The following is a 26,379-nucleotide window of genomic DNA, read 5'->3' on the forward strand; positions in this document are numbered from 1 at the left end:
ACACTCGCTGCGGCCCGAAGCTCTCGCCATTCGACCGCTTCTTTGAGCCCAACCTCAGTCCAAATCGACTCGGACCCCGCACTCACAGAATCCGCGCGTCCATCGACCGACTGTAGCAGGAGATATTCCTCATGACTCAGCGAACGATCGCTCACTCTGGCGCGAGCCACATGCAGCACGTCGTCGAACTGAAGCAAGATCTCATCAGCTCCCACCCCTGACGCGTGCAAATACGCAGCTTGACGATCGGGTTCTGCGCTGAGCAGGTCCAACACGGCGAGAGTCCACCGCCGAAACTCGGCCAGCTTTCGCTCCCCGGTCATCGAATGATCCCTCCCAGATCTCCTTCAGGGCCCACGACTCTCCAGTAGGCACCATCGCCATGATGGCCACCGCCAGGATTCCACCTGAGCATCCGCCCGGTCGGATCTCCTCGACCCGTGTATTCGCGAATCACCCATCCACCTCCAGCATTCTTGCCGCGCCCCAACCCTTCTTCGCGCCATCCCGACTTACCCGCAAAGAACGGCTTGACCTGATCGGGTGTTACGCCACCCCTGAGGGCAGACGGAGTATCGAAGATGTCGTCCGCAGAGCGAATCCCCGGAAGTTGACCAGCCTCCTCCGCGAGCTGCCTACGAAGTTTCTCTCCATTCGCAGCACTCGTGGGGCAATTACTGTTGTGAACGAGAACCGGAGTCTCGCCTGCCAGCACATAGTACGTGTGGACATCGGTGACGGTCAGGTTGTGGACTGTCGCCTTCCGCGCCGTCCACGCCTCAACCGCGCCGATCTGGATCCAGGTACCCGAGGACGTCTGGAGCCATTGGCCCGGCTTCAGTTCACCGGCGTCGATCCACACACCCAGGGACGGCACCCAGAAGGGGTGGCCAGCTGTGGCGGTGACTGTCGCAATGGCCTCGGCCCGGCGGGTGGAACCCTCGTGGACCGTCAGCGTGATACGGACCAGGTCCTTGCTGCCCTTGCCGATGATCGTCGCCGTGGCCGTCTGGACGGAGGTCTTCCCCGTCCTTGGGTCGGTGGCGAGGATCTTGTCACCGGGCCTGACCTTTTCGATCGGTCTGGTGGAGCCGTCGGCCATGAGGACCTTGGTGCCCGGAACGAAACTGTTGGACTCGCAGGCCCGCTGACTGGACCTCTTCCTTGACGGTCTCCCTGACCTCCTTGGCGACCTTCTTCACCGCCCGCTTCACCTGCCGCGGCTTGGGCCTCGGCTTCGGCTGGGAGCGGGGCTTGGCACGCGGCTGCGGGCGGGCCGCCGCCTTGCGGGCCGCGGCTCTGCGGGCCGCCGCCTTCCTCGCCGCCGCGCGGGCCGCGCGGGCCCTCGCCTGGGCAGCCGCCCTACGCGCCGCCGCCCGCTTGGCCGCCGCCCGGGCCGCCGCCCGCTTGGCCGCAGCGCGCTTGGCCGCCGCCGCCTTGCGGGCCGCCTCACGGCGGGCCTTGGCCGCCGCGCGCTTGGCCGCCTCCAGGACACGCTTGCGCGCCAGCGCCGCCGCACGACGGGCCGCCGCCTGGGCCGCCTTGCGGGCCGCGATGATCGCCGCCCGGCGGGCCGCCGCGCGGATCGCCGCCTGGATGGCGATCCGGGCCGCGATACCGATCAGGATCGGGAAGAACTCACCCGACGGGTCGGAGAAGGTGGCCGGCGCGTTGTTGCTGTAGGCGTACGGGTTCATCGTGGCCGGCTGGCCGTAGTCGACCATCGGGTCGACCTGGATGAACCGCCCCGTGGCCGGGTCGTAGTCACGGGCGCCCAGCCGGGTCAGTCCGGTGTCCGCATCGACCGTGCCGCCCACGAAGCCGCGCTGCCCGGGCCAGGACGCGGGCTCCAACCCCCGTGTCTCGCCGAACGGCATCGACTTGCGCCGCGTGACGCCCATCGCCGTGTCCGCCATGTCCACGACCGTGTGGGACGTGCCGTGGTGGTCGGCCAGCATCAGCTGCCGGACCCCGCCGGTCGCGCGGACCGTCGTGGAGCCGTCCGGCAGCGGATAGAAGCGTTCCGCCTTCGCGCTGGTGTTGGCCGCGTTGACGGTCAGCTCCGCGTCGCCGAGGTAGAGCGTGCGACTGCCGTCCGCGCCGGTCCGGATGAGGCGTTCGCCGTCCGCGCCGTACAGGTACGACGTGGTCTTGGTGCCGCCGCCCTCGACGGGCTGGGTGACCTCGCGCAGCTGGCCCTCGATGTCGTACTCGAGAGTCTGGCTGCTGCCGCCGTGCTGGCGCCCGGTGGTGTTGCCCGCCTTGTCGTAGCCGAAGGTGGCGAGGGTCTCGCCCCTCGGGCCGGTCGACTTGACCTCGGCCAGCGCGTTCGGACCACCGACGCCCTCCTTTCCGTAGACGTAGTCACGGGTGACGTTCTTGGCGGCGTCGCCCGTGGTGTCGTGCTCGACGAGCTTGGTCCGGTTGCCGGCCGCGTCGTACTGGAACGACTGCCAGTACGCCTCCGGGCCGCCGACCCTCTCCTTCGACGGCGCCGCCGCGCAGTCGTCCGCCGTCTTCGACGTCCAGGCGGAGGTCATCTGCCTGAGCTGGTCGTAGACGAAGCACTGCGTGTCGGTCTCGCCGGAGCCCGGGGCGGCGGCACCCGGCGCGTCGGTGATCCTGGTGACGTTGCCTGCCTCGTCGTACCCGTACCGTGCCTCGTTGATACGCCCCGGGCCGACCGAGCGGTCGAAGGTGGCGCTCTGCAGGCGACGGGTGAACTCGTCGTAGACGTAGGTGCCGTACACCTGCTTGCCCGCCGGTCCCGCGTCGGTGCGCAGGATCTCGCCGAACGCCGAGTACTGGGCGTTGGCGAGGTACGTGGACGCGCCGCCGATGAAGATCGGCAGGTCGTCCGTGTTGTAGCGGAAGACGATCCGCTCGGTGACCAGACCGCCCAGACCCGGCACGGACACCCAGGCGAGGTTGCCGGTCGGCGTGTAGGAGTACTCGTACTCGTACGTGCCGGCCACGCCGGTCTCCTCGGCGGGGATCACCGTTCGGGACTTCTTCACCCGGTAGGCGTTGTCGTAGTCGGTGACCTCCTCCCGGTACTCACGGCCGCCCTCGTAGCGGATCTGCGCGGTCGGCAGGCCCTTGTAGAGGGAGTCGTAGGTCCACTCCAGGCGCTTGGGGCCGGTCGTGCTCCCCTCGCGCAGGGTGGTCGGGCGTCCGCCGTCGTCGTACGTGGTGAACAGGGACCGGCCCAGCGGGTCGGTGGTCTCCACCACGTTGTCGGAGTTGTCGTACCGCATCTCGGTACGGCCGCCGTCGGGGTCGGTCGAGGCCGTCTGGCGGCCCCGCTTGTCGTACTCGAACGTGGTGACGGCACCGCCGGGCGCGGTCACCTTGCGGAGGTTGTCGAGGTCGTCGTACTCGTAGAGGGTGTCCCGCCACTTGGTGCGGGCCTCGTCGGTGTACTCGCGCAGCCGCTCCACGCGGCCCTCGGCGTCCTCGAAGGTCGCCGTGACCGTGTCGCCCTTCGGCGGGATCGTCGTGGAGACGTCCCCGTCGCGTTCGGTGGTGGTGCGCAGCTTCTCCGTGCCCCGGTACCAGGACGCCTCGGAGGTGGGCTGGCCCAGGCCGTCGAAGGTCACCCGGTTCTGGGAGGGGACGTCCTGGTCGCCGACCTGGAGCAGCTCGGGCGCCGGGTCGTCCTTGTTGTAGTAGCCGTCGTTCTCCTTCCACACCCGGCCGGCGCTGTCGTAGAAGACGTCGTTGACGATCCGGCCGGCGCCGATCGCCTTGTCCTGGGTCTGCCGTTCGCGCAGCAGGCCGTCGAGGATCTCGTACGACACGGCGTACTGGCCGTTGTCCTTCAGCGTCCGCGTGGTGACGACCGTCGGGCCGTCCCGGCGGACGGTGTAGTCGTACGCGGCGGTGGGCGTCTGGGTCGCCGGGTCACGGTCGATCTCCCAGACCTTCAGGAGCCGGCCCAGCGGGTCGTACTCCATCGTGGCCTTCTTGCCGTTGGCGTCCTCCTCGACCAGCGGCAGGCCGCGGACGTCGTCGAGCACCGTGGTCTCGGTGTGTCCGAGGGGGTCGGTGGAGATCTGCTGGGTGGGTCGGGCCACCGTCGCGGGCGTGTACTTGACGGACGTCTTACGGTTGTCCGCGTCCCAGGTCGCGGTCTCGCGGCCGTGGATGTCGTACTCGGTACGGTCGATGGTGATGTAGCCGTCGCCGGTGCCGTTCAGCTCCTGGACCTCGGTGGGCAGGGCCGACCGGCCGCGGTCCCGCATCGTCTCGAACCACCTGAGGGACTCCGGAGGGTCCACCTGGCGCGGGCCCCTGGCCGGACTCCTCGTGCCAACCGAGGGATATCGCACTACCTGGACCGACCGTGTCGTCCTGTTCCCCGGGGACGAGCAGCGCCTCACCCATCGGACGCACCCGCACCTCGTCCCCACCCGGAGTGAGCACGCCGGTCCCGTCCCAGGGGAGAAGGAACTGATCTCCGATCCGCACCCGCCGCTGGATGTCGACGGAGTGGAGCATGGCGCTGCCCGGGACTGCGTCGAAGCTGCCGGCGCAGCCGCCGTCGGCCGGGCACTCCAGGCCCGCCTCCGGACGCGCGTAGGCGCAGGCGTCGACCTGCGGGATGTCATAGGTCCGCTCGTGGTCGGCGAGCGCCGTCGTCTCCGGCGAGTTCGCCGGGAACGGTGAACGTCAGCTCGGCGGGCGCGGGTTCGGCCGCGGCGGCCTGGGAGCTGTGCCGAACAGGGCGAGGACGAGGGCGAGGACGGCGGCGGGCCCGAGGCGTCCCGGTGGTGATCTCATGAGCCGGGAGGCCAGGCACGCGCCCCGGCGACCGTCTCCCCCGCGAGCGGCCTTGCGCCCGCCCGTCGACCGAAAGCGCACCTGCCGTGAAGGAGTTGTGCGCGCTTCGTGGCGCCGGCCGGTCGGCGGCATCGCCGCACCACCCGGGCGGTCGCGCCGAGCGGCCGGAGCGCCGGACGCAACGGAGCGGCCGCACTGCCGCACGCGGAAGCATGGGCGCGTACCGTTCGGGTGACAGCGCGGCGGCGTACGGTGACGACTGGTGGTGGTCGGCGCGGGCGCCTTCGTTCCGCTGCGCCGGGTCAGAGAGTGCGCGGGGTGTCCAGGCCGGTGAGGGCGCCCACCGGGTCCGGGGCGGGGGTGCCTCGGGGCCACCAGTCGTCGTGGCCGGGCTCGGACTCGTACGCGTACCAGAGGTGGTTGCGGCCGAGGCGGAGCTGGAGGTGCCCCCGGGGGTGGGTGAGGTGGTTGTGCCAGGGGCGGAAGGCGGGCAGGTCGGCGGCGAGGAGGAGGGGGCGGGCGCGGTCGAAGCGGCCGGCCGGCGGGTCCCAGGGATCCTCCAGGACCTCGAGCCCGGCCGGCCCTCCCTGGCGCCAGGCGGCGACCGCGCGGGCCAGCTCGGCCGGGGCGCGCCCGGTCACGCGGGCGAGGGAGGAGTACAGCGCGCGGCTGGCGGCGGTGAGTCCGGAGCCGGGGCGGGCGGCGGCGAGCCGCACGGCGTCCTGCCACAGTGTGAGCCGGCCGACGGGATCGCGGCCGGTGGTGAGCAGCGCGTGGGCGCGGGCGGCGGCGTCGGTGGCGAGCTGGTCCAGCGCGAACGGGTCCGGGCCGCCCGGGGCCGCCGGGTAGACGGGCGGCTGCTCCGGGTGCGGAGGAGGTGGCAGCGGTGTCGGAAGGGGCGGTAGGGCGCGCGGGGCGACGGCCTCACGTGCCCGCACCCCCGGGAGGGGTTCCGGTTCCCTGTCCCGGGTGGCGCGGGCCGTGCGGGCGGCGCTGAGCCGGGACAGGGCGTCGATCACGTCGCGCTCGCCCCGGCCGCGCAGCAGGAGCAGCACGAACGGGTCGGCGTCGAGCAGCCGGGCGGTCTGGTAGCAGAGGGCGGCGGCGTGCTTGCAGGGGTGACCGGAATCGGGGCAGCTGCACCGCGGGTCGAGGTCGCCGGGGCGGGGCAGCAGCGGGGCCCCGCAGTCGGCGAGGGACTGGGGCATCTCCTTGTCCAGCAGGGCCGCGATGTGGCCGGGCCGGTCGGCGGCCGCGTCCAGGAACCTCTCCCACTCGTCGTCCGCGAAGGTGCGCAGCCGTACCTGCACGCGGTACGGGCGGGGACGGGTTCCCTGGACGTACGCGAGGACGAGCCCGGGGGTGACGGTGATGGCGTCGACGTGCCCCCGCTCGGCGTACCGGCGTCCACGGACCAGCCGCGTGGTATCGAGCGCGCCCTCCTCCAGCGCCGTGACCCATGCGTCGCCCCACCAGGTGTCGGCGAACCCCGTGCCGTCCGGGGCGCGGGACGGGAACGCGGGGAAGGTGCGGCGCAACTCGCCGTCCCGGGTGGGGGCGGCCATGGAGCGGGGCGTTCGGGGGGTGGCGGGGGATGGAGGGGGGGTCGGCTGTGCCGAGGGCGCCGAGGGCGCCGAGGGCGCCGAGGGCTCGTGGGCGGTCGGTGGCTCGTGGGCGGCCGGCGGCTCGTGGGCGGCCGGCGGCTCGTGGGCGGCCGGCGGCTCGTGGGCGGTCGGCGGCATGTGCGGCGCGGCCGGCGGCTCGTGGGCGGCCGGCGGCATGTGAGGCCGGCCGTCGGGCTTCGGGGGCGGCTCGGCCGCGTCGAAGGGCGGGGGCGGGAATGCGGGGACGGCGTCGGTGAGCAGGTCCCGTACCGCGGGCACTCCCGTCTCCTCGGCCGTCCGGATACCGGCTGCGCGTTCGCCCCGGGTGGTACGGGGGACGCGCGGAACGCGGGGAGCGGTGCCCGACGGGGTTCGGCCGGTGTGAGGGCCGGTGGCGGCCGCTCGCCCGTCGCTCCCCCGCTCACCGGAGGGCCAGTCACCGGAGGATCGCTCACCGGAGGGCCGGTCGTTGGTCTCCGTTCGCGCGCGCAGCGCTTCCTCGCGGGCCGAACGCAGGGCCTCCCGCGCGATGTCGCCGGGGCGCCGGGCGGGCCGCGGCGCCGGGTGATCCGGACGGTCCGGGCGGCTCTGGACGTCGTGGGCAGCGGACGGCAGGGCGCGGGCGTCCGCCTCCCCTGCGGGCCCCTCCGCCTGCACGCCGGTGTCGGTAACGGCGTCACCGGTCACCACCGGCCGCCCGTGCCCCGTCACTGTCCCCGCTTCCGCCACCGTGCCCGAGCCGCCCTTCGCGTCGCCGGCCCCGTGCCCGCCCCCGCCCCCGTCCGTCCCCGTCTGCGGGCTTCCCGCGTCCGCAGCACGCCGGGCCCGTACCGCCCTGTGGAGGGCGTCACGGGCCACGTCACCGGGGCGTTGTTGGTCCCGGGTTCCCGCGGGCTCCCCCGCGTCCGGCGCCGGATCGGCGCTCGCGCGCCTGCGTGCAGCTCTCAGGGCCTCCCGGGCCTCGTCGGACGGACGGGGTGTCATGACGCCCTCCGCAGGGAGACCAGGTCGGACAGCTCGCGGTCGGTCAGTTCCGTGAGGGCGGACTCGCCGGAGCCGAGGATCGCGTCGGCGAGGGCCCGCTTGGCCTCGAGCATCCCGGCGATGCGGTCCTCGATCGTGCCCTCGGTGATCAGGCGGTGGACCTGGACCGGCTGGGTCTGGCCGATGCGGTAGGCGCGGTCGGTGGCCTGCTCCTCGACCGCCGGGTTCCACCAGCGGTCGAAGTGGACGACATGGCCCGCGCGGGTGAGGTTCAGGCCGGTGCCGGCCGCCTTCAGGGACAGGACCAGGACGGGCGTCGCACCGCTCTGGAAGCGGTCCACCATGTGCTCCCGCCCCGGTACCGGCGTACCGCCGTGGAGGAGCTCGACCGGCACCGCGCGCTCGGTCAGATGTGCGGTGATCAGCCGAGCCATGCCGACGTACTGCGTGAAGACCAGGGCCGATCCGTCCTCGGCGAGCACGGTGTCGAGGAGCTCGTCCAGCAGGGCGAGTTTGCCGGAGCGGGCCACGAGGCGGTCGCCGCCGGCCCGTGTGTGGCCGGGCCGGGCGTGCTCGTCCTTGAGGTAGAGCGCCGGGTGGTCGCAGATCTGTTTGAGCGCGGTCAGCAGTTTCAGCACCAGGCCCCGGCGGCCCATGCCCTGGGCGGTCTCGATGGCGAGCATCGACTCACGCACCACCGCCTCGTAGAGCGCGGCCTGTTCACGGGTGAGCGGGACGGGATGGTCCGTCTCCGTCTTGGGCGGCAGCTCCGGGACGATGCCGGGGTCGGACTTCTTGCGCCGCAGGAGGAAGGGCCGCACCAGGCGGGAGAGGCGCTCGGCGGCCTCCTCGTCCTCGCCGGCCTCCACCGCGCGGGCGTGCCGGGCGCGGAAGGACGTGAGGGGGCCGAGGAGTCCGGGGGTCGTCCAGTCGAGGAGGGCCCACAGCTCGGAGAGGTTGTTCTCGACGGGGGTGCCGGTGAGGGCCACGCGTGCGGGGGTCGGGATGGTGCGCAGGGCCTTCGCCGTGGCCGAGTGCGGGTTCTTGACGTGCTGCGCCTCGTCGGCGACGACCATGCCCCACCGCTGTGCGGCCAGTGTCGGGGCGGCCGAGCGCATGGTGCCGTAGGTGGTGAGGACGAAGCCGCCGGTCAGGCCGTCCAGGGTCCGGTCCGGGCCGTGGAAGCGGCGTACGGGGACGCCGGGGGCGAACCGGGCGATCTCCCGCTGCCAGTTGCCGAGCAGCGAGGCGGGGCAGACGACCAGGGTCGGTTCGGCGCGGTCCCGTTTCAGATGCAGCGCGATGAGGGTGACCGTCTTGCCGAGGCCCATGTCGTCGGCGAGGCAGCCGCCGAGGCCGAGGGAGGTCATGAGGTCGAGCCAGCCCAGGCCCCGCAGCTGGTAGTCGCGCAGGGTGGCGTCGAGTCCGGGGGGCGGCTCGGCCGGCCGGACGCCCGCGGTGAGGCGGTCCCGGAGAACGGCGAGGGCGCCGACGGGGACCGCCTCGACGCTCTCGCCGTCGGCCTCCGCGGTACCGGTGAGGGCGACCGACAGCGCGTCGACGGGATCGAGCAGGCCCAGCTCCCGTTTGCGGGCCTTGCGGACGAGGGCGGGGTCGACCAGCACCCACTGGTCGCGCAGCCGGACGACGGGGCGGTGGGCCTCGGCCAGGGCGTCCATCTCGGCCTCGGTGAGCGGGTCGCCGCCGAGCGCGATCCGCCAGCCGAACCGCAGCAGGTCCTCGCTCTCGAAGAAGCCGCTCCCGTCGGTCGCCGATCCGGGGGCCGGCCGGACCACCGCCGTCGCGGTCAGGTCCTGGGCCAGGTCTCTCGGCCAGTGCACGGCGACGCCGGCCGCGGCAAGGCGGGTGGCGGCGACGCCGAGCAGGTCGTTCAGTTCGTCCTCGGACAGGGGCAGTACGTCGGGGACGTCCTGGGCGGAGAGCCGGTCCAGCGGGGGCCAGACGCGGGCGGCCCGGCGGACGGCGAGGGCCGCGTCCACGCGCGCGCGGGGGCCGAACGCGCTGTCCGCCGTCCCCGCCCACAGGGCTGCCGCGTCGGCGACGAGGGTGGGGTCGGCGAGGCTGTGCACCTGGACGACCGCCGCGCCCGCACCGCGCGCGCCGGTGCCCCCCGCACCCTCGCCCGAGCCGTCGAACAGGTCGTACGCGGAGAGGTCGAGGCGGAGCGAGACACGCACCCCGGCGTCCATGCCGGCGGCGACCTCGGCGGCCCAGTCGTGGGCGCCGGGCAGCCGCTGGGCCGTGCGGGCGGCGAACGGCAGCCCCGAGGCGTACGGCGCGGCCGGGGTGCGGGGAAGGGTGTCCGCGACCGCGTCCAGGAAGGCGCGGACCAGGGCTTCCGGCTGCGGCAGCCGGAGCGGGCCGGGGCCGGGCAGCGCGACGGCGTGGCCCTCGAAGGGCATGGCCGCGGCCACCGCGCGCAGGTGTGCCACGTCGTCCGGTTCGAGAGGGCCGGCCCGCCAGGCGTCGTGGCCGGTGGCCGTCAGGCCGGGCAGCAGCCGGCCGCGTGCCGTGAGCCGCAGGGCGTGCAGGGCGGCGGCGCCCCAGCAGGCGGTGGCGGGGTGCGCCGCGGGGGCGTGCCGGGCGCGGACCAGCAGGGGCAGGGCCTCGTCGAGGGAGAGGGAGAGCGCGCCGACCGTCCGCTGCCGGACCCCGTCGCCGTGCGGGCGGACGACGGTGAGCCGCGTACGCAGAGCAGGTGCCGACGGCTCGGGTACGGATTCGTCGGACCGCGGACCACCGACGCCGCCCGCGACCGGCCCGGCAGGCTCCGGCCCGGCAGGCGCGGCTTCGGCGGGGCCGGGCCCACCGGGGTCGTAGAAGGCGACGCGTCCGTCGCGCGGCAGGGCCGACGACAGGAAGACGGCGGCGAGACCGACGGAAATCCCGGAGATCACTTCGGCGGTGACGGCCCCGGTCGCCGGGTCCCCCGCGCCCGTGCGCGTCCCTGCCGTGTGCCGGTCGGCCGTCACGGCCGCCTCGCTCATGCGCCCTGTCACCGCCCGCCCGTCCCCGTCGCCTTCCATGCCCACCCGTGTCGTCCGCGCCTTCGTCTTCGACTCTACGGGCGGGCACTGACAATCGGTGCAGGCGGCCTGGCCCGGCCGGACCGGGCACCCCCGGTCACGGGACGGGAGCGGTGGTGCGGGTCAGGGAACCGTACGGGAGACGACGTACACCCTGGGGAAGCCCGGCTTGCCCTCGTTGACGACGACATCGTGCGTGGGCGCGGGGTTCTCCTGTTCGTTGACGAGGCCGGACCAGATGCCGGGACGGTCGAACTTCCAGCCGGTGACCTCCCGGTCGCGTTCGCCGATGGTGATGCTGTCCGGCTCCAGGTCGTCCTGCTGGACGCCCATGCCGGTGAGGAAGGCGCTCAGGCCGGCGTCGGTGGTCTCGAACTCGACGTACAGGCGGCTGGTCTTCCAGTTGTTCGTCTCGTAGGTGGCCACCCACCAGGCGGGGTGCGGGACCGGCACCTGGTAGAGGCGGCGCTGCACCTTCGACGGCCAGCCCTGGGTCAGGCCGTTCGCCGAGTACCTGGCCTCCTTGTCCTTGCCGCTGGCCCGGCTCTGGTTCGCGGAGATCATCAGGTATCCGGCGGGAACGCCGATGAGCAGCACGATGATCAGGAGGGTGAGCGCCCTGCGGCGGATCATGTGCCCGCGGCCCTCGGGCGGCCGGGGTCCGCCGGAACGGTCGGACTGGTGGGAGGCGTCGCTCGTCACGGCGTCTCCTGGGTGGCTCGGCCGGCCTCCGTGTACCGCTCGTACCGCTCGTACCGCTCGACCCTGCGGCGCTTGGCACGGCGGAAGCGGCGGGCGACCAGGCGGGCGAGGTCGGCGGCGCCGACCATGCCCGCCTCGGGACCGAGCTGAGCACGGACGATGTGGGCCTCGGGGCGGTAGCCGCGGCCGGTGAGCTGCCGTTTGAACGCCTCCCGCGCGGGGCCGATCAGCAGGTCGTCGGCGGCCGAGACCCCGCCGCCGATGACGAAGCAGGAGGGGTCGAGGGCGGCGGCGAGGTTGGCAATGCCGACGCCGAGCCACTGGCCGATGTCCTGGAGGAGCTCGATGCACATGGCGTCGCCCTCGCGGGCCAGATCGGTGATCATCGGGCCGCTGATCTCGGCGATGTTGCCCTTGACGTGCTCGACGATCCCGTAGGCGACCGGCGAGTCGGCGGCGGCCAGCTCGCGCGCCTCGCGGACCAGTGCGTTGCCGGAGCTGTACTGCTCCCAGCAGCCGCGGTTGCCGCAGGGGCAGCGGTGGCCGCCGGGGACGACCTGCATGTGGCCGAACTCGCCGGCGACTCCGTACTTGCCGCGCTGGACCTGGCCGTCCTGGAGGATCGCGCCGCCGATGCCGGTGCCCAGCGTGATCATGACGAGGTGGTCCTCGCCGCGTCCCGCGCCGAAGCGCCACTCGGCCCAGGCGGCGGAGTTGGCGTCGTTGTCGACCAGGACGGGGACGGCGAGACGGCCGGCGAGACGGTCGCGCAGCGGCTCGTTGCGCCACGAGAGGTGGGGGGCGAACAGCACGCGGTTGCGGTCGGCGTCGACCCAGCCGGCCGCGCCGATGCCGACCGCGTGCACGTCGTGCCGGTCGGACAGGTCAAGCACCAGTTCGACGATGGTGTCCTCGACGACTTTCGGGCTCTTGGACTTGTCCGGGGTCTCCGTGCGGAGCCGCTCCAGGATGTTGCCGTCGGCGTCGACGACGCCCGCCATCACTTTCGTGCCACCGATGTCGATGCCGACGGTCGGCACGCGCGGTGCCGTCAGGTGCGAGCGGCGTTCCCGGGTGCCGACCGTGCGGAGCACGGGAGCACGGCGGGAGCCGATCGGGGCGGCGCCCGCCCGGGCGGAACTCAGCGCCCTGGGGAGTGTGAGGTCGCGGTAGGTGCTCATCGTCGCCGATTCTGCCTCACCGTGCCCCTGGGCAGCGTACCCGGGAGCAAAGGGACCGCGTGACGCGCGCTGCCTCCGGGACGCTCCCGGCTGCTTCCCGGTGGCCCTCGGACGGCCTCCCGGCGGTTTCCCGGCGGTTTCCGAACGACTGCGCGCGCCGAAACAACTCTCGCATTTCGACACCTCGTCCCACGATCCGGTCACATTGTCCGGACAATGCGATGAAGATCACCCCAAGTCGCCCACACCACCCGGGCTTCACCGGAACTCCCGGCCCCGGCCCCGGCCCCCGGCGCCGGGGGCGTCACGACCGTACGAGCAGTTGGAACTCGAACGAGTAGCGGTCGGGCCGGTAGGTGTGGGTGCCGAACTCCACGGCGCGGCCGGTGTCGTCGAAGGTCACGCGCTGCATGGTGAGGAGCGGGGCGCCCCGCTCCTCACCGAGCCGCTCGGCCTCGGTGGCCCCGGCGGCGCGGGCGCCGATGGTCTGGCGGGCGCTGTGCAGGGTGATCCCGGCCGCCCTCATCAGCCGGTACAGGCCGGTGGCCTCCAGCTGCCGGGTGTCCAGATCCAGCAGCCCCGGGGGCAGGTAGTTGCCCAGGTACGCCATCGGCTCCCCGTGCGCGAGCCGTAGCCGCTCGATGCGGTGCACCTCGCCCGCCTCGGCCACCCCGAGGGCCGCGGCGACCTCGGGAGGCGCCGGGACGACCGTGTTGACCAGGACTTTCGTGGCGGGGCGATGGCCGGCCGCCTCGAGGTCGTCGTAGAGGCTGCTGAGTTCCAGGGGCCGCTTGACCTGGCTGTGCACCACCTGGGTGCCGACTCCGCGCCGCCGTACGAGCAGGCCCTTGTCGACGAGGGACTGGATGGCCTGGCGGACGGTGGGCCGGGACAGGCCGAGGCGCCCGGCCAGCTCGATCTCGTTGCCCAGCAGGCTCCCGGGGGTCAGCCTGCCGTGCTCGATGGCGGCCTCCAGTTGTCGGGACAGCTGGAAGTACAGCGGTACGGGGGAGCCGCGGTCCACGCTCAGCTCCAGCTGTACGGTCGGGTCCACTCCTGGTTTGGGCACGGCCCGAGCGTAGTCCCGTGCGTGGTAGACGGGAAGTAGTGTAGTTCGGTTGTCCGGACATACGGATTGACAGGGAGGGACGCGGGCCGCAGGTTGTTCCCATGCGCATCGGGGTCATCGGTACGGGCCGTATCGGCACCATTCACGCCCACACACTCAGCAGGCATCGCGACGTGGGATCCCTGATCCTCACGGACGCCGACCCGGCTCGGGCACAGGCTCTCGCACACCGGCTGGGTGAGACGGCGGCGCCCGGGGTGGACGAGATCTACACCTGGGGGGTGGACGCCCTGGTGATCACCACGGCCACGTCCGCCCACGCCGAACTCATCGGCCGGGCAGCCCGCTCCGGGCTGCCGGTGTTCTGCGAGAAGCCCATCGCCCTCGACCTCGCGGGCACGTTGCAGGCGGTCGCGGAGGTGGAGGCGGCCGGGACGGTCCTGCAGATGGGCTTCCAGCGCCGGTTCGACCCCGGCTACACGGGCGCGCGTGAGGCGGTGCGTTCGGGCCGGCTCGGCCGGCTGCACACCGTACGGGCGATGAGCAGTGACCCGGAGCCGCCGCCGGCCGGGTATCTGCCGCAGTCCGGCGGGCTGTACCGGGACACGCTGATCCACGACTTCGACATCGTGCGCTGGGTGACCGGCCGGGAGATCGTGGACGTCTATGCCGCCGGGTCCGACGCGGGTCCCGCGATGTTCCGCGAGGCGGACGACGTGGACACCGGCGCGGCGCTCCTCACCCTCGAGGACGGCACGCTCGCCGTCCTCACCGCGACGCGGATGAACGGCGCGGGCTACGACGTGCGCATGGAGCTCGCCGGGGAGCGGGACCAGATCGTGGTCGGCCTGGACGACCGCACTCCGATCGCGTCCACCGAACCGACCGGGCCGCCGGCCGCGGACAAGCCGTGGACGGGCTTCCTGGAACGTTTCGGGCCCGCGTACGAGGCGGAACTGAACGGGTTCGTCGAGGTGGTGCGGGGCGAGCGGGCCAATCCCTGCGACGGACGCGAGGCCCTCCAGGCACTGCGCGTCGCAGAGGCGTGCGAGCTGTCCCGGCGGGAGCGCAGACCGGTGCGGCTGATGGAGATCGCGGGCAGGACGGCGTCTGCCTACGGGTGAGTGTGGGCCCGCGGGCGCCGGACGACGGGCCCGGGTGCTCAGGATGCGGAGACCGGCAGGACCGTGCCCTGGGCGGCCGCGGGCTTTCGGCGTGCTCCGCGCGCGAATGAACTCTTTCTCGTCACCCTCGCGCCCGGTGGCCGATGCGCGCGAGCACGGCGATCGTCCTGCGTACGAGGAACCGCCGGAGATTCCCGGCGCGCTTGCCTGCCGCGGGTGCCGCCTGCCTGGTGACCGGGTTCACCGCCTTGGACATGGGCCTGGTGCGGCGGCCGGGGTTCCTGGACGGCCTCGGGATCTGCGCCGGCATCACCCTGCTCGTTCGGGGCTTCGCCCTGTTCGCCGTGGCGGAGAGCCGGAAGTGCGGCTGAGGACGGCACGTGAGGGCTCCGGGGAGCCCGGCGGCACCGCGTCTGGCCGACCGGGTGCCTGGGCGGGCACCGGGTCGTCGTGGGACGCGGACGTCAGGCCGGGTTGAAGGTCGTCTGCTGAGGGCCGGAATCGGGGCCGAGAGTCCGTGGGTCCGTGGGGCGGGCGACATAGACGGGAGCGTCCGACTGGTAGAAGAGGTCGATGTCGACCTCCTCGCCGCCGACGATCAGCGTGTCCCACGCGCCGCTTTCCTGAAGTGTCCGCAGGGTCGTCGGCGCGAGCGTGGCGAGGTGGTCGCGCAGTTCCCGGTCGGCGGGCATGCCGGGGAGGCGGGGTGCGAGACGCTCACGTATCGCGCGCATCCGCTCGAACAGTGCCTCCAGGTCGGGCCGCTCCGCCTCGGGACCGACGGCCGGCACCCGGGCAGGGCCCCGGACCGGGTCCTGCTCCATGCTGCGGGCGATGATGTCCTTGATGGCGCGGGTGACACCTGTTTCGTCGGTGGCGACCATGGCGTTCCACGCACGGCTCTTGTGCCGGTACTGCAGCATGGACATCGCGGCCTCGTGCCGGATGAAGTCGGCGTCACGCAGAGGCCGTCCCCGCCACGTCTGGCCGAGCGAGCGGGCGAGGGACACCGCGGAGGCCAGACCGCTGTTGAGGCCGCGCCCCGGCCAGAAGTGAATGGCGTTGGCCGCGTCGCCCAGCAGGAAGCCGTAGGTTCCCGGGCTCGTCGCGGTGGAGCGGCTGAGCTGCGCCGTGAACCGGGGGCGCTGCACCATGTCCAGCCGGAACGAGGTGATCGCGCTGAGGTCGTCCTCGGCCACGCCGAACAGCCTGAGGCCCTCCTGGATCCGCTTCCACAGGGGTGAGCCGCGCAACAGGGCGGGCAGGAAGAGGGTGCCGTGGGTGGGGCAGACGAACTCGTTGTCCTCGTGGCGGCTCATCACGCAGGGGCGTGCGGCGATGCACTCCTCGAAGACCTGGCGGACGGGATCGATACCGATGACGGCCTTGGCCTCCTCACGGGTGAGCCTCATGTTCAGGAAGCCCTCGCCACGCAGGGAGTTGAGCAGGAACCTGTTCTGCGACACGGTCAGCAGGACGCTCATCTGATCCGTGAGCGGCGACTTGACCCGCAGCCCCAGCACCACGTCCTGGAGGTGCTCGCCATCGAGGGAGTAGATGGAGGCGTCGGCTGCGCCGAAGCGGTCGCCGTAGTGCTCGCGCGTGCGGGACCGTCCGCCCTCGCAGATCACCAGGACGTGTTCCTGGGTGAGCCGGCTCTCGTGCTCCGACGGGTCGAAGCGCTTGGGCACGAGCCGGATGGCGGCCTTGCTGTTGGCCAGGTCCAGCAGCCGGTCCTCGACGTAGGCGATCCGGATGTTGCGGGGAGGCCTGCCGCCGACGGAGTCCGGCCCGACGGGCCACATCTCGGAGAAGTGGGCCGCGTCGGAGAACAGCGCGGCCTGTATCTCCTCCGTCAGCGCGAGGTACTGCCGGCTCTGGACGGTCACGACCTGCTGGCGGCGGACGTTTCCGTGGGTCTCGTCCTTCCAGGCCACCTCGGAGCCGGTCCTGGTCCACCGTCCCTCGTAGACGGTGATCGACACGCGCCCCGCCAGCGCGTTCTCCAGCATCAGGGCGAAGGCGAGGCCGACCGGACCCCCGCCGGCGACCGTGACGCGGAGGCCGGCGGGGTCAGCAGGGGCCGCGGCGCGCGGAATGTCGAGCTGGGAGAGGTCCATGACCGTCTCCAGGGCTTCCTGCGTCTCGAACGCGAAGGTCTCGTCACCGATCCGGATGACGTCGCCGTGCTCCAGCACGTGCCGTGTGACGCGCCGGTCGTTGACATAGGTGCCGTTCCTGCTGTTGTGGTCGTGGAGGACGAACGCGTCACCCTCCGCGACGATCTCGGCGTGCAGGCGGGAGGCTCGGGTGCTGACGATGATCACGTCGTTGTCGCTCTTGCGCCCGAACCGCAGGGAAGCGGCGCCCAGCACCACACTCTGACCGCTGAAGGGACCCGTGCGTCCCACGATGACCGACGACACTTCATACTCCTAGCAGACATGCCTCGATGCCGGACGGGACCGCGTCGTGCGATTGGTCCGGTACGAGGGCCGGATGACGCGAAACCAAGACGGAATCCGGAGCCGATCGGTCACCGGATTCCTGGCTCCGGACCGGATCGGACCGGTCGGAGGAGGACCGCGCGCCGGACGACTCGTGGCGCACCGCCCTGGCCGTCACTCGCAGTTCAGCGAGAACGGCACCGTGTCGGACACCGTCTGCTGCGACGACCGGATTTCCACGCCCATCGCACTCGCGAGCGTCCCCGCCTGCGCGTACGTCGCCACGCGCACCGTCTCCCGGTGGGTGCGGGGGCCGCCTTCCGGGAACGTCAGCGTCCGCCAGGTCCTGTCGACCACAGACCCTTCCGACGACACCCAGCGATAGGTGAACCGCACGGGCAGCTCCGTCACGGTAAAGGTGGCCGTGAACGCGGGGGCCTGTTCCTGCGGTGGCGGGCAGCTTCCCGAGTACGTCGTGTTCGTACCCGTGACCGCCACCGACACCGACTGCTGCACGGAGGCGTCCGATTCCCCGTCTCCTGCGGCGGAGGAACCGTCCGGCTTCCCCTGGGCGGGGGAAATCACGTTCGAGCCCGGGGCGTCGGCGTCCGCACCGTCCCCGTCCTCCCTGCTCGCGAGGGCGTAACCCAGTCCTCCGAGGAGCAGGGCGGAGACGACCGCCACCGCCACCAGCAGGTATCCCTTACGCCGGCCGCGGCGTGGCGGGACGGGCTCCGGCGCCTCGGCGGCGACCGTTGCCGGAGCCGTTGGGGAGGAGTGCGACGACGAAACCTGCGAGGGCACGAGGGGCGGCGCCGGGGGTGTCCGGTCGGGGGAGGTCCGGGCCGCGACCACCGCGGTGTCGTGGGGGGACGAGGGGCGGGCGGCGGGGAGTGCGTCGGCCGTGGCTGCCGGAGAGGTGTCGGGCGAGGTCTGCACGGGAGCCACCGGTGTGTCGGTGGTGGTCGTCGCGGCGTCGTCCTCCGGCGAGGGCTGCAGCGGAAGCCGTGCGCCGTCGGCCGGCGCGCCGATGGTCGGCACGTCGACGGTCCGCGGGTCGACCGTTCGCGGGTCGACAGTCCGTGGGTCGGCAGTCGGCACGCCGACAGTCCGTGGGTCGGCAGTCGGCACGCCGACGGTGGTGTCGACAGTCGGCACGCCGACGGTGCGTGGGTCGGCAGTCGGCACGCCGACGGTGGTGTCGACAGTCGGCACGCCGACGGTGCGCGGGTCGGCAGTCGGCACGCCGACGGTGGTGTCGACAGTCGGCACGCCGACGGTGCGCGGGTCGGCAGTCGGCACGCCGACGGTGGTGTCGGCAGTCGGCGCGTCGACGGTCAGTGCGTCGACCGTGTCCGTCTCCGTGGTGTCCGCACCGGACGTGCCCCCCGTGGCTATGAGCCGCAGTTCCTGCGCCGTCCGTTCGGCGGAGAAGCGTTCGGCGGGATCCTTGCGCAGGAGTCCTTCGATGACGGGGGCCAGTGGCCCGGCACGGTGCGGGAGGGACGGCTCCTCGTCGACGACGGCGCGCAGTGTGCTCAGGGCATTGGCCTGCCGGAAGGGTGACCGGCCCTGGACGGCGGTGTAGAGCAGCACGCCGAGGGACCACAGGTCCGTCGCCGGACCCAGAGCACGCCCCAACGCCTGCTCCGGTGCGAGGTATTCGGGTGAGCCGACGACCTCGCCCGTCATCGTCAGAGCGGTGTTGCCCTGGACCACGGCGATGCCGAAGTCGCTGAGGATCACTCTGCCGTCGTCGTCGAGCAGGACGTTGGCGGGTTTCACGTCGCGGTGCAGCACTCCGGCGGCGTGTGCGGCGTGCAGCGCGGACAGGACCTCGGCGCCGATCCGTGCGGCCTCCCGAGGAGCCAGCGTCCCCTGGGACTTGAGGAGGTCGGCGAGCGACCGGCCGCGGACGAGTTCCATCACGATCCAGGGACGGCCACCGTCGGTGACCACGTCGTGGACGGTGACGACATTGCGGGCGGTGACACGGGCCGCGGCCCACGCCTCGCGCTCCAGCCGGGTGTACATGCGCTCGACCTTCTCCGCGGGCAGCCCGGCGGGTGCGCGTACCTCCTTGACCGCGACCTCGCGGTGCAGCACCTCGTCACGAGCGCGCCACACCGTTCCCATGCCGCCCTCCCCCAGGCCGGACAGCAAACGGTAGCGGCCGGCGACCAGCCGCTCGTGGTCCGCGTCCGAGGACGCTGTGTCCTGGTGGTGCATCGGGCGGTTCTCCCTAGTCTCTCGGACATGCCGGGTGCGCCCGGACACCGTCCATCCGTCCGGCATCCCTCAACCCCCTGGCCCTTCACCGCGTGCGACGACTCAGTCACCCTCAACTACACGCAGACCAGGCCCTTTTGGTTCTCCGAAGTCTAACAACGTCGTCTCCTGCCCTCAGCCTCACGAGACGCCGGTGTTCGTCCTCCCCGCCGACGTGGGCAGACCGGCCCCGGCGTGCAGGAGCCCTCGTACAGCGCCTGCGGGCCCGGCCCCGGGCCGGACGCATCCCCGCCTCGTCCGTCGCGGCCCCTGCCTGCCGGGTGGGTCAGCCGCCCAACTCCCGGTGGCGGGTGGCCAGGGCGGCCGACCCCTGCGCGGTCAGCGAACCGAACAGGCGCAGCCGGGAGATGCCCCCGTCGGGGAAGATGTCCACGCGCGCGTGCGTGCCGGTCGCCGGGGCGGGAAGGACGAAGCGGTGGTTGGTGTCGGGCTGGAGACGGGTCCGGGGCAGGATCTCCCGCCAGCCGCCGTCCCCGTCGTCCCCGCCCTGTCCATCGGCTCTGCCGTGCTCCGTGTCCCGTACCGACACCGAGGCCCAGCCGGCGCTGTTGCCCTTCAGGTACGCGGTGTCGATCTCCAGGGCGCGGATCTCCGCCTGGCCCGCGAGCCGGTAGCGGACCCAGTCGTGCCCCTGGTCGCGGCGGCGCCGGGTCTCCCAGCCGTGGTCCATCTGGTGGGAGCGGCCAGGTCCGATGGTGTTCGCGGGCGGTGAGTAGAAGCGGTCGGAGGCGTCCTCGATCCGGCCGCCGTTCTCCAGGGCGACGACGTCGAAGGTGCCCAGGGCTTTTAGCCACACCGGGTCCGGGGCGACCTCGCCGTACACGCGCAGCCGCGCGATGCCTCCGTCGGGGTGCTGGGACAGGCGCAGATGGGTGAAGCGCCGGCCGGCCGGTACGGCGAAGCCGTTGGCCGCGTGGCCGCCCACCGGGGTGCGCGGCAGCAGCGTCGCCCACCTCACCTCGTCCGACAGCAGTTCTTCCGGTGCCGGGGAGCCGGGCACCGAGGCGCCCTCGACCGACACGGCCTGAGGGTGGTTGCCGCGGAAATGGGCGGTGTCGACGACGATGCCGTGGACGACTCCGGGCACGCCGAGGCGGATCAGCGCCCAGTCGTGGTCCTCCGCCGCCGGCCAGGGGTGCCCGGCGCGGGAGCCGCGGCGGCGCCGGGTCTCCCAGCCGTCCATGATCTTGCCCTTGTGTCCGAAGCGCTCGGGGTCGAACACGGCACGGCCGGGCAGCAGCAGGTTCTCGCGCTCGGCGAAGAACTCGTCGTTGGCGGCAATGACACCGGCGCCGAGCCGGCGGTCGGCGAGGTCGGTGAGCTGCGTGAAGGGGAAGTCGGCGGTGCGGTAGTCCGCGTACGGGTCACCGCCGCCGTAGGGGCGCGCGTCGCCGGTGAAGCGGGCCGCGGGGGATGCGTGCTGCGCGGTCACGGTGATCCGGTCCTTCCTTTCGGGGATCGGGGTCGGGGATCGGAAGCCGAGGGCCAGGGGTCGGGGGTCGGGGGTCGGGGGTCGGTAGCCGGAGGCCAGAGGCCGGGAATCGGAGGCCGGGGGGTCGGAGGCCGGAGGCCGGGGGCCGCTCGGGTCAGGGGACGCGGGTCAGCAGCCGGCCCTGCGGCGTGGTGAACTCGCCGTCGGCCATGATGCGCCGGCCGCGCAGCCAGGTGGACTTCACGACGCCGTGCAGGGTCCTGCCCGCGTACGCCGTCACGCGGTTGCGGTGCTGGAGCCCCGCCGGGTCGACGGTGAAGGTGTCGTCGGGGGCCAGGACGGCGAAGTCGGCGTCGTGGCCGGGGGCGATGGCGCCCTTGCGGCCGTCGAGACCGGCGAGTCCCGCCGTACGCGCCGACATCCAGCGCACGACGTCCTCCAGGCCGTGTCCCCGTTCGCGGGCCTCGGTCCAGACGGCGGGCAGGCTGAGCTGGAGGCCGGAGATGCCGCCCCAGGCGGTGGCGAAGTCGGCCGTCTTGAGGTCGGCGGTGGACGGGGAGTGGTCGGTGACCACGCAGTCGATGACGCCGTCCGCCAGCGCCTGCCAGAGCGGACCCTGGTTGGCGGCTTCGCGGATGGGCGGGCAGCACTTGAATTCGCTGGCGCCGTCCGGTACTTCCTCGGCGGTGAGGGTCAGGTAGTGGGGGCAGGTCTCGACGGTGACGCGCACCCCGTCGGACTTGGCCTCCGCGATCAGCGGCAGCGCGCCGCTGGAGGACAGGTGCAGGATGTGCACGCGCGCGTCGAGGCGTTTCGCCTGCGTGAGGAGCCGGGCGACGGCGGTGTCCTCGGCGTGGCGCGGGCGGGAGGCGAGGAAGTCGGCGTACTTCGGGCCGCCGTGCCGGGGGGCGGCGTCGAGGCGGTCGGGGTCCTCCGCGTGCACGATCAGCAGCCCGTCGAAGGCGGCGGTCTCCGCCAGGGTGCGGGCCAGTTGGTCCTGTCCGAGGTGCGGGAACTCGTCGACTCCGGACGGCGACAGGAAGGCCTTGAAGCCGAAGACGCCGGCCTCATGCAGCGGGCGCAGGTCCTCGACGTTACCGGGCAGGGCGCCGCCCCAGAAACCGACGTCGACATGGGTGCGGCCGGCGGCGGCCTGCTGCTTGGTGCGCAGACGGCCGGTTGTCGTCGTCGGCGGGAGGGAGTTGAGCGGCATGTCGACGAGCGTGGTGATGCCACCGGCCGCCGCCGCGCGGGTGGCGGTCCAGAAGCCCTCCCACTCGCTGCGGCCCGGGTCGTTGACGTGCACGTGGGTGTCGACCAGGCCGGGCAGCAGGACGTCGTCGCCGAGGTCCGTCAGGCGGGCCGCCCCGGGGACGGGTGCCTCGTACGGCAGGACGGCCGCGATCGTGCCGCCGACGACGGCGACCGACGCGGCGCGCGTCCCCTCGGGAGTGATGACGCGCGTCGAGCGCAGCACCAGTTCGGCGTCGGACACCCGCACCCTCCTGAGCCTTCATGGCCACTGTTTCAACGTTCTGTTGAAGGAGTCTTCACTCCAGCTTCACCGCCGTCAAGGGCACACTCCCGCACGGGCATCGGCACACGACCTCTGGACCATTCCGAGAAGCGGAATTAATATTCAGGGAAGCGGAACACATGCATGCGTGAATGCACAGACGGGCGGTCGATCGACTGCCGGGTAGGCTTCTGCCCTTCCCTCCCGTCCGAAAGGAACGCGCCGTGCCGACGTCCAGCGCCAGCACCGACGACTCCGTCAGGTCCGCCCCGAGCGGCGGGGTGCAGTCCCTCGAGCGCGCCTTCGACCTGCTCGAGCGGATGGCGGACGCGGGCGGCGAGGTCGGCCTCAGCGAACTGTCGGCGAGCAGCGGGCTGCCCCTGCCGACCATCCACCGCCTGATGCGCACCCTGGTCACGTGCGGTTACGTACGCCAGCAGCCCAACCGCCGGTACGCGCTCGGCCCGCGCCTGATCCGGCTCGGCGAGTCCTCCTCCCGGCTGCTGGGCACCTGGGCACGCCCGTATCTGGCCCGCCTGGTGGAGGAGACCGGCGAGACGGCCAACATGGCACTGCTCGACGGCGACGAGATCGTGTACGTCGCGCAGGTGCCGTCCAAGCACTCCATGCGGATGTTCACCGAGGTCGGCCGCCGCGTCCTGCCGCACTCCACCGGCGTGGGCAAGGCCCTGCTGGCCGGCTTCCCGTCACAGGACGTACGGGCCCTGCTCGCCCGTACCGGGATGCCCGCGGCGACGGACAGGACCATCACCACACCGGAGGGTTTCCTGGCCGCGCTCGACGAGGTACGCCGCCGGGGCTACGCCATAGACGACAACGAGCAGGAGATCGGCGTGCGGTGCCTCGCCGTCTCCGTGCCCGACTCCCCCACCCCGGCCGCCCTCTCGATCTCCGGTCCCGCGGGGCGGGTCACGGAGGCGGCGACGGAGCGGATCGTGCCGGTGCTCCAGCAGGTGGCGACGGAACTCTCCGAGGTGCTCACCGCCCCGGGCAGCGGCCCGACGGTCTGACCCGGCCCGACTCGAACCAATCGCTCACCGCGGCCGCAACGCCCGCGCGCGCCCTCTTCCGGGAGGCGTGCGCACAGGTGTACGTCAAGCCCGGGGTGACGGCCCGAACAGGTCCACCGCGTCCCGCACTTCGCCCAGCCCCCGGCCGAGTGCGCTCACCGAGCCGATCGCGCCGACGATCAGCAGCAGGGAACGGCGTAACCGGGGAATCTCGGACTGCCGCCGGCCGCGAGGGCGTCCAGTGCGGCGAGTTCGCCCTCCGCGATGATCCGGTCGGGGAACTCCCCCGGACAGGGTACCAGTTGACGACGCAGCCGAGCCACGGCGGAGCGCAGCTCCGTCACCCGCGGATCACCCTCTCGACTGCCGGCCTCATGCCGCTGCTCCACGCTCCGCAACACAGCCCTCCCCCTCGCACGCGGTGGTGCGCCTCCCCATCGGCCCCGCCGCCCCGCCGCCCGGTGCGCGCCAGTAAACGCCACCCCACCCCCTCCGCACCAGTCCGCTACGTCATCTTCTTGCTCCACAGCGTGACGCCCCAGGCCGGACGCACCCCTCCACACTCCCCGTTTCCACCCTTTTCCGACCCTTCCGTACCACCCGCCCCGCTCTCCACGCCTCACCCGCCGCGCCACCCCCTGTGCGTGCCCCTCCGGCGTCCGGCGGTGGCCCGTGGGGGTTTGAGGTATGCAGGACCCATGACGAGACGTCGGACGAGCCCGGACTCAGGACGGGCCGCGGGACAGGTGGCGGGGCTGCTGCTCGCGGCGGGTGGTGGCCGACGACTGGGCGGCCACCCCAAGGCACTGCTGACGCACCGGGGACGGCCGCTGGTGGAGCACGCGGTACGGGCGTTGCGCGCGGGCGGCTGCGAGCGCGTGCACGTGGTGCTCGGCGCGCGGGCGGACGACGTACGCGCACACGCCGCACTGGCGGACTGCGTACTCGTCGACAACCCGGACTGGGAGCAGGGTATGGGCTCGTCCCTGCGGGCCGGGCTCGCCTCGCTGGCCGGTACGCAGGCGCAGGCCGCCCTGGTCCTGCTGGTCGACCAGCCCGGCATCGGTCCGCAGGCGGTCGCGCGGGTACTCGCCGCGCACGCGGCACGGGAGGCGCAGCACGCCCCCTTCCCGGACGCCCTGCTTTCGGCGGCCTACGCCGGCGTGCGAGGCCACCCCACCCTGTTCGGGGCCGCGCACTGGGCCGGTGTGGCCGGGGCCGCGGCCGGCGACCGGGGGGCACGCGCCTACCTGAGGACACACGCGGATGCGATCACCCTCGTCGAGTGCGGGGACGTGGCCGAGGCCTACGACATCGACACGGAGGAGGATCTGAGCCGCCTCGAGTGAGCGGGGGCCGCCTTCCCGCCTCCCGGCCCGGGGCGCCCCGACATCAACAAACCATTGAACTTCCACGATGAGGAAACTACTATCCGCAAGCCAGAGCGCCTTCGGCCCCACCCCGCTCCCCGGGCGCTCTGCGCCGTACCCGGGTCGACCGGCACCCGGTGCCCTGCCCGCCGAAGGAAGTGACAGCTGATGTCCGCACCAGCGCCGCACCCGCTGGCCGTCGTCGACGCCGAGCCCCTGCCCCGGCAGGAGGAGGTCCTCACCGAGGCGGCCCTCGCCTTCGTGGCCGAGCTGCACCGGCGGTTCACGCCCAGGCGGGACGAACTCCTCGCCCGCCGCGCGGAGCGCCGTGCCGAGATCGCCCGTACGTCCACGCTCGGCTTCCTCCCCGAGACGGCCGCCGTCCGGGCGGACGGCTCCTGGAGGGTGGCCCCGGCCCCCGAGGCCCTGAACGACCGCCGGGTCGAGATCACCGGCCCCACCGACCGCAAGATGACCGTCAACGCCCTCAACTCGGGCGCGAGGGTGTGGCTCGCGGACTTCGAGGACGCCTCCGCGCCCACCTGGGAGAACGTGGTCCTCGGCCAGCTCAACCTGATCGACGCCTACGCCCGGACCATCGACTTCACCGACGCGTCGTCCGGCAGGTCCTACGCCCTGCGCCCGGACGGGGAACTGGCGACGGTCGTCACGCGCCCGCGCGGCTGGCACCTGAACGAGCGCCACCTCGTCGACGCCGACGGCATTCAGGTGCCCGGCGCCCTGGTCGACTTCGGGCTGTACTTCTTCCACAACGCCCAGCGTCTGATCGACCTCGGCAAGGGCCCGTACTTCTACCTCCCGAAGACGGAGTCCCACCTCGAAGCCCGCCTGTGGAACGACGTGTTCGTCTTCGCGCAGGACTATGCGGGCATTCCCCGGGGCACCGTGCGCGCCACCGTCCTCATCGAGACGATCACGGCCGCGTACGAGATGGAGGAGATCCTCTACGAACTGCGCGACCACGCCTCGGGGCTGAACGCCGGACGCTGGGACTACCTGTTCTCCATCGTCAAGAACTTCCGGGACGGCGGCGCGAAGTTCGTCCTGCCGGACCGCAACGCGGTCACGATGACGGCCCCGTTCATGCGGGCGTACACCGAACTCCTCGTGCGCACCTGCCACAAGCGGGGCGCGCACGCGATCGGCGGCATGGCGGCCTTCATCCCGTCCCGCCGGGACCCGGAGGTCAACAAGGTCGCGTTCGAGAAGGTGCGTGCCGACAAGGACCGTGAGGCGAACGACGGTTTCGACGGCTCCTGGGTCGCCCACCCGGACCTGGTCCCGATCGCCCTGGAGTCCTTCGACCGGGTGCTCGGCGGCCGGCCGAACCAGAAGGACCGGCTGCGCGAGGACGTCGACGTCAGCGCCGCCGACCTGATCGCGATCGATTCCCTGAAGGCGACGCCGACGTACGCGGGTCTGGTCAACGCCGTTCAGGTGGGCATCCGTTACATCGAGGCATGGCTGCGCGGCCTCGGCGCGGTGGCCATCTTCAACCTGATGGAGGACGCGGCCACCGCCGAGATCTCCCGCTCTCAGATCTGGCAGTGGATCAACGCGGGTGTCGTCCTCGACACAGGCGAGTCGGTCACCGCGGAGCTGGCCCGCAGGATCGCGGCCGAGGAACTGTCGGACATCCGCAGAGAGCTGGGCGAGGAGGCCTTCGCAGCGGGCCACTGGCAGCAGGCCCACGACCTGCTGCTGACGGTCTCCCTGGACGAGGACTACGCCGACTTCCTCACCCTGCCGGCCTACGAACAGCTCAGGGGCTGACCCGCAC

The 26,379-nt window shown here is 72.7% G+C and carries 16 protein-coding genes and 1 pseudogene; 5 read left to right on the forward strand and 12 right to left on the reverse strand.

The window, feature by feature from the left end; all coding sequences use genetic code 11:
• Positions 1–319 precede the first annotated feature (319 nt).
• From HUV60_RS05385 to HUV60_RS05415, 7 genes are all read right to left on the reverse strand, one after another.
• The gene (locus tag HUV60_RS05385) at positions 320–1,102 is read right to left on the reverse strand and encodes an HINT domain-containing protein (RefSeq protein WP_257851963.1); all 783 of its coding nucleotides are present in this window, start codon (positions 1,100–1,102) and stop codon (positions 320–322) included.
• Positions 1,056–4,244, reverse strand: a complete 3,189-nt coding sequence (locus HUV60_RS05390; RefSeq protein WP_257851962.1) for an RHS repeat domain-containing protein — start codon at positions 4,242–4,244, stop codon at positions 1,056–1,058. The genes HUV60_RS05385 and HUV60_RS05390 overlap by 47 nt, the downstream gene beginning before the upstream one ends.
• An 840-nt stretch (positions 4,245–5,084) precedes the next feature.
• Entirely contained in the window at positions 5,085–7,370 is a 2,286-nt protein-coding gene (locus HUV60_RS05395) for an SWIM zinc finger family protein (RefSeq protein ID WP_257851956.1), read from the reverse strand.
• Complete coding sequence (locus tag HUV60_RS05400; protein WP_257851954.1) at positions 7,367–10,378, reverse strand: DEAD/DEAH box helicase; 3,012 nt, start codon at positions 10,376–10,378, stop codon at positions 7,367–7,369. Before HUV60_RS05400 ends, HUV60_RS05395 begins: the two co-directional genes overlap by 4 nt.
• Positions 10,379–10,540: 162 nt before the next feature.
• Entirely contained in the window at positions 10,541–11,119 is a 579-nt protein-coding gene (locus HUV60_RS05405; RefSeq protein WP_257851952.1) for a sugar kinase, read from the reverse strand.
• Positions 11,116–12,300: an ROK family glucokinase gene (locus HUV60_RS05410; protein ID WP_257851951.1), complete on the reverse strand. Its 1,185-nt coding sequence runs from the start codon at positions 12,298–12,300 to the stop codon at positions 11,116–11,118. The genes HUV60_RS05405 and HUV60_RS05410 overlap by 4 nt, the downstream gene beginning before the upstream one ends.
• Before the next feature lie 304 nt (positions 12,301–12,604).
• Positions 12,605–13,354: a GntR family transcriptional regulator gene (locus HUV60_RS05415; RefSeq protein ID WP_257853107.1), complete on the reverse strand. Its 750-nt coding sequence runs from the start codon at positions 13,352–13,354 to the stop codon at positions 12,605–12,607.
• A 116-nt stretch (positions 13,355–13,470) separates the two neighbouring features.
• On the opposite strand from HUV60_RS05415, the gene HUV60_RS05420 reads away from it, so the two are divergent.
• Positions 13,471–14,493 (forward strand): Gfo/Idh/MocA family protein, encoded by a 1,023-nt coding sequence (locus tag HUV60_RS05420; protein WP_257851950.1) that lies wholly within the window; start codon positions 13,471–13,473, stop codon positions 14,491–14,493.
• 143 nt (positions 14,494–14,636) lie between these two features.
• Positions 14,637–14,864 carry a hypothetical protein gene (locus tag HUV60_RS05425; protein ID WP_269441141.1) on the forward strand — a complete coding sequence of 76 codons (228 nt, stop codon included), beginning with the start codon at positions 14,637–14,639 and terminating at the stop codon, positions 14,862–14,864.
• Positions 14,865–14,957: 93 nt separating this feature from the next.
• Here HUV60_RS05425 and HUV60_RS05430 read toward each other — a convergent pair whose 3' ends face one another.
• From HUV60_RS05430 to allB, 4 genes are all read right to left on the reverse strand, one after another.
• The gene (locus tag HUV60_RS05430) at positions 14,958–16,919 is read right to left on the reverse strand and encodes an FHA domain-containing protein (RefSeq protein ID WP_257851949.1); all 1,962 of its coding nucleotides are present in this window, start codon (positions 16,917–16,919) and stop codon (positions 14,958–14,960) included.
• A 195-nt stretch (positions 16,920–17,114) separates the two neighbouring features.
• Positions 17,115–19,169 carry a serine/threonine-protein kinase gene (locus tag HUV60_RS05435; RefSeq protein WP_257851947.1) on the reverse strand — a complete coding sequence of 685 codons (2,055 nt, stop codon included), beginning with the start codon at positions 19,167–19,169 and terminating at the stop codon, positions 17,115–17,117.
• Positions 19,170–19,494: 325 nt separating this feature from the next.
• Positions 19,495–20,661 (reverse strand): allantoicase, encoded by a 1,167-nt coding sequence (gene alc / locus HUV60_RS05440; protein ID WP_257851945.1) that lies wholly within the window; start codon positions 20,659–20,661, stop codon positions 19,495–19,497.
• Positions 20,662–20,815: 154 nt separating this feature from the next.
• Positions 20,816–22,156 carry an allantoinase AllB gene (gene allB / locus HUV60_RS05445; protein ID WP_257851944.1) on the reverse strand — a complete coding sequence of 447 codons (1,341 nt, stop codon included), beginning with the start codon at positions 22,154–22,156 and terminating at the stop codon, positions 20,816–20,818.
• Between the two features lie 245 nt (positions 22,157–22,401).
• Between allB and HUV60_RS05450 the strand changes: the two genes are divergently transcribed.
• Positions 22,402–23,208: an IclR family transcriptional regulator gene (locus HUV60_RS05450; RefSeq protein WP_257851942.1), complete on the forward strand. Its 807-nt coding sequence runs from the start codon at positions 22,402–22,404 to the stop codon at positions 23,206–23,208.
• A gap of 84 nt (positions 23,209–23,292) precedes the next feature.
• Here HUV60_RS05450 and HUV60_RS05455 read toward each other — a convergent pair.
• Positions 23,293–23,609, reverse strand: a pseudogene (locus HUV60_RS05455) (DUF5955 family protein).
• A gap of 297 nt (positions 23,610–23,906) precedes the next feature.
• On the opposite strand from HUV60_RS05455, the gene HUV60_RS05460 reads away from it, so the two are divergent.
• Positions 23,907–24,557, forward strand: coding sequence for a nucleotidyltransferase family protein (locus tag HUV60_RS05460; protein WP_257851941.1), 651 nt, complete (start codon positions 23,907–23,909; stop codon positions 24,555–24,557).
• Positions 24,558–24,746: 189 nt separating this feature from the next.
• On the forward strand, positions 24,747–26,372 hold the full coding sequence (gene aceB / locus HUV60_RS05465; protein WP_257851940.1) for a malate synthase A: 1,626 nt from the start codon (positions 24,747–24,749) through the stop codon (positions 26,370–26,372).
• Positions 26,373–26,379 lie beyond the last annotated feature (7 nt).

The organism is Streptomyces sp. KMM 9044 (assembly GCF_024701375.2).
In the GTDB taxonomy this organism is placed as follows: Bacteria; Actinomycetota; Actinomycetes; order Streptomycetales; family Streptomycetaceae; genus Streptomyces.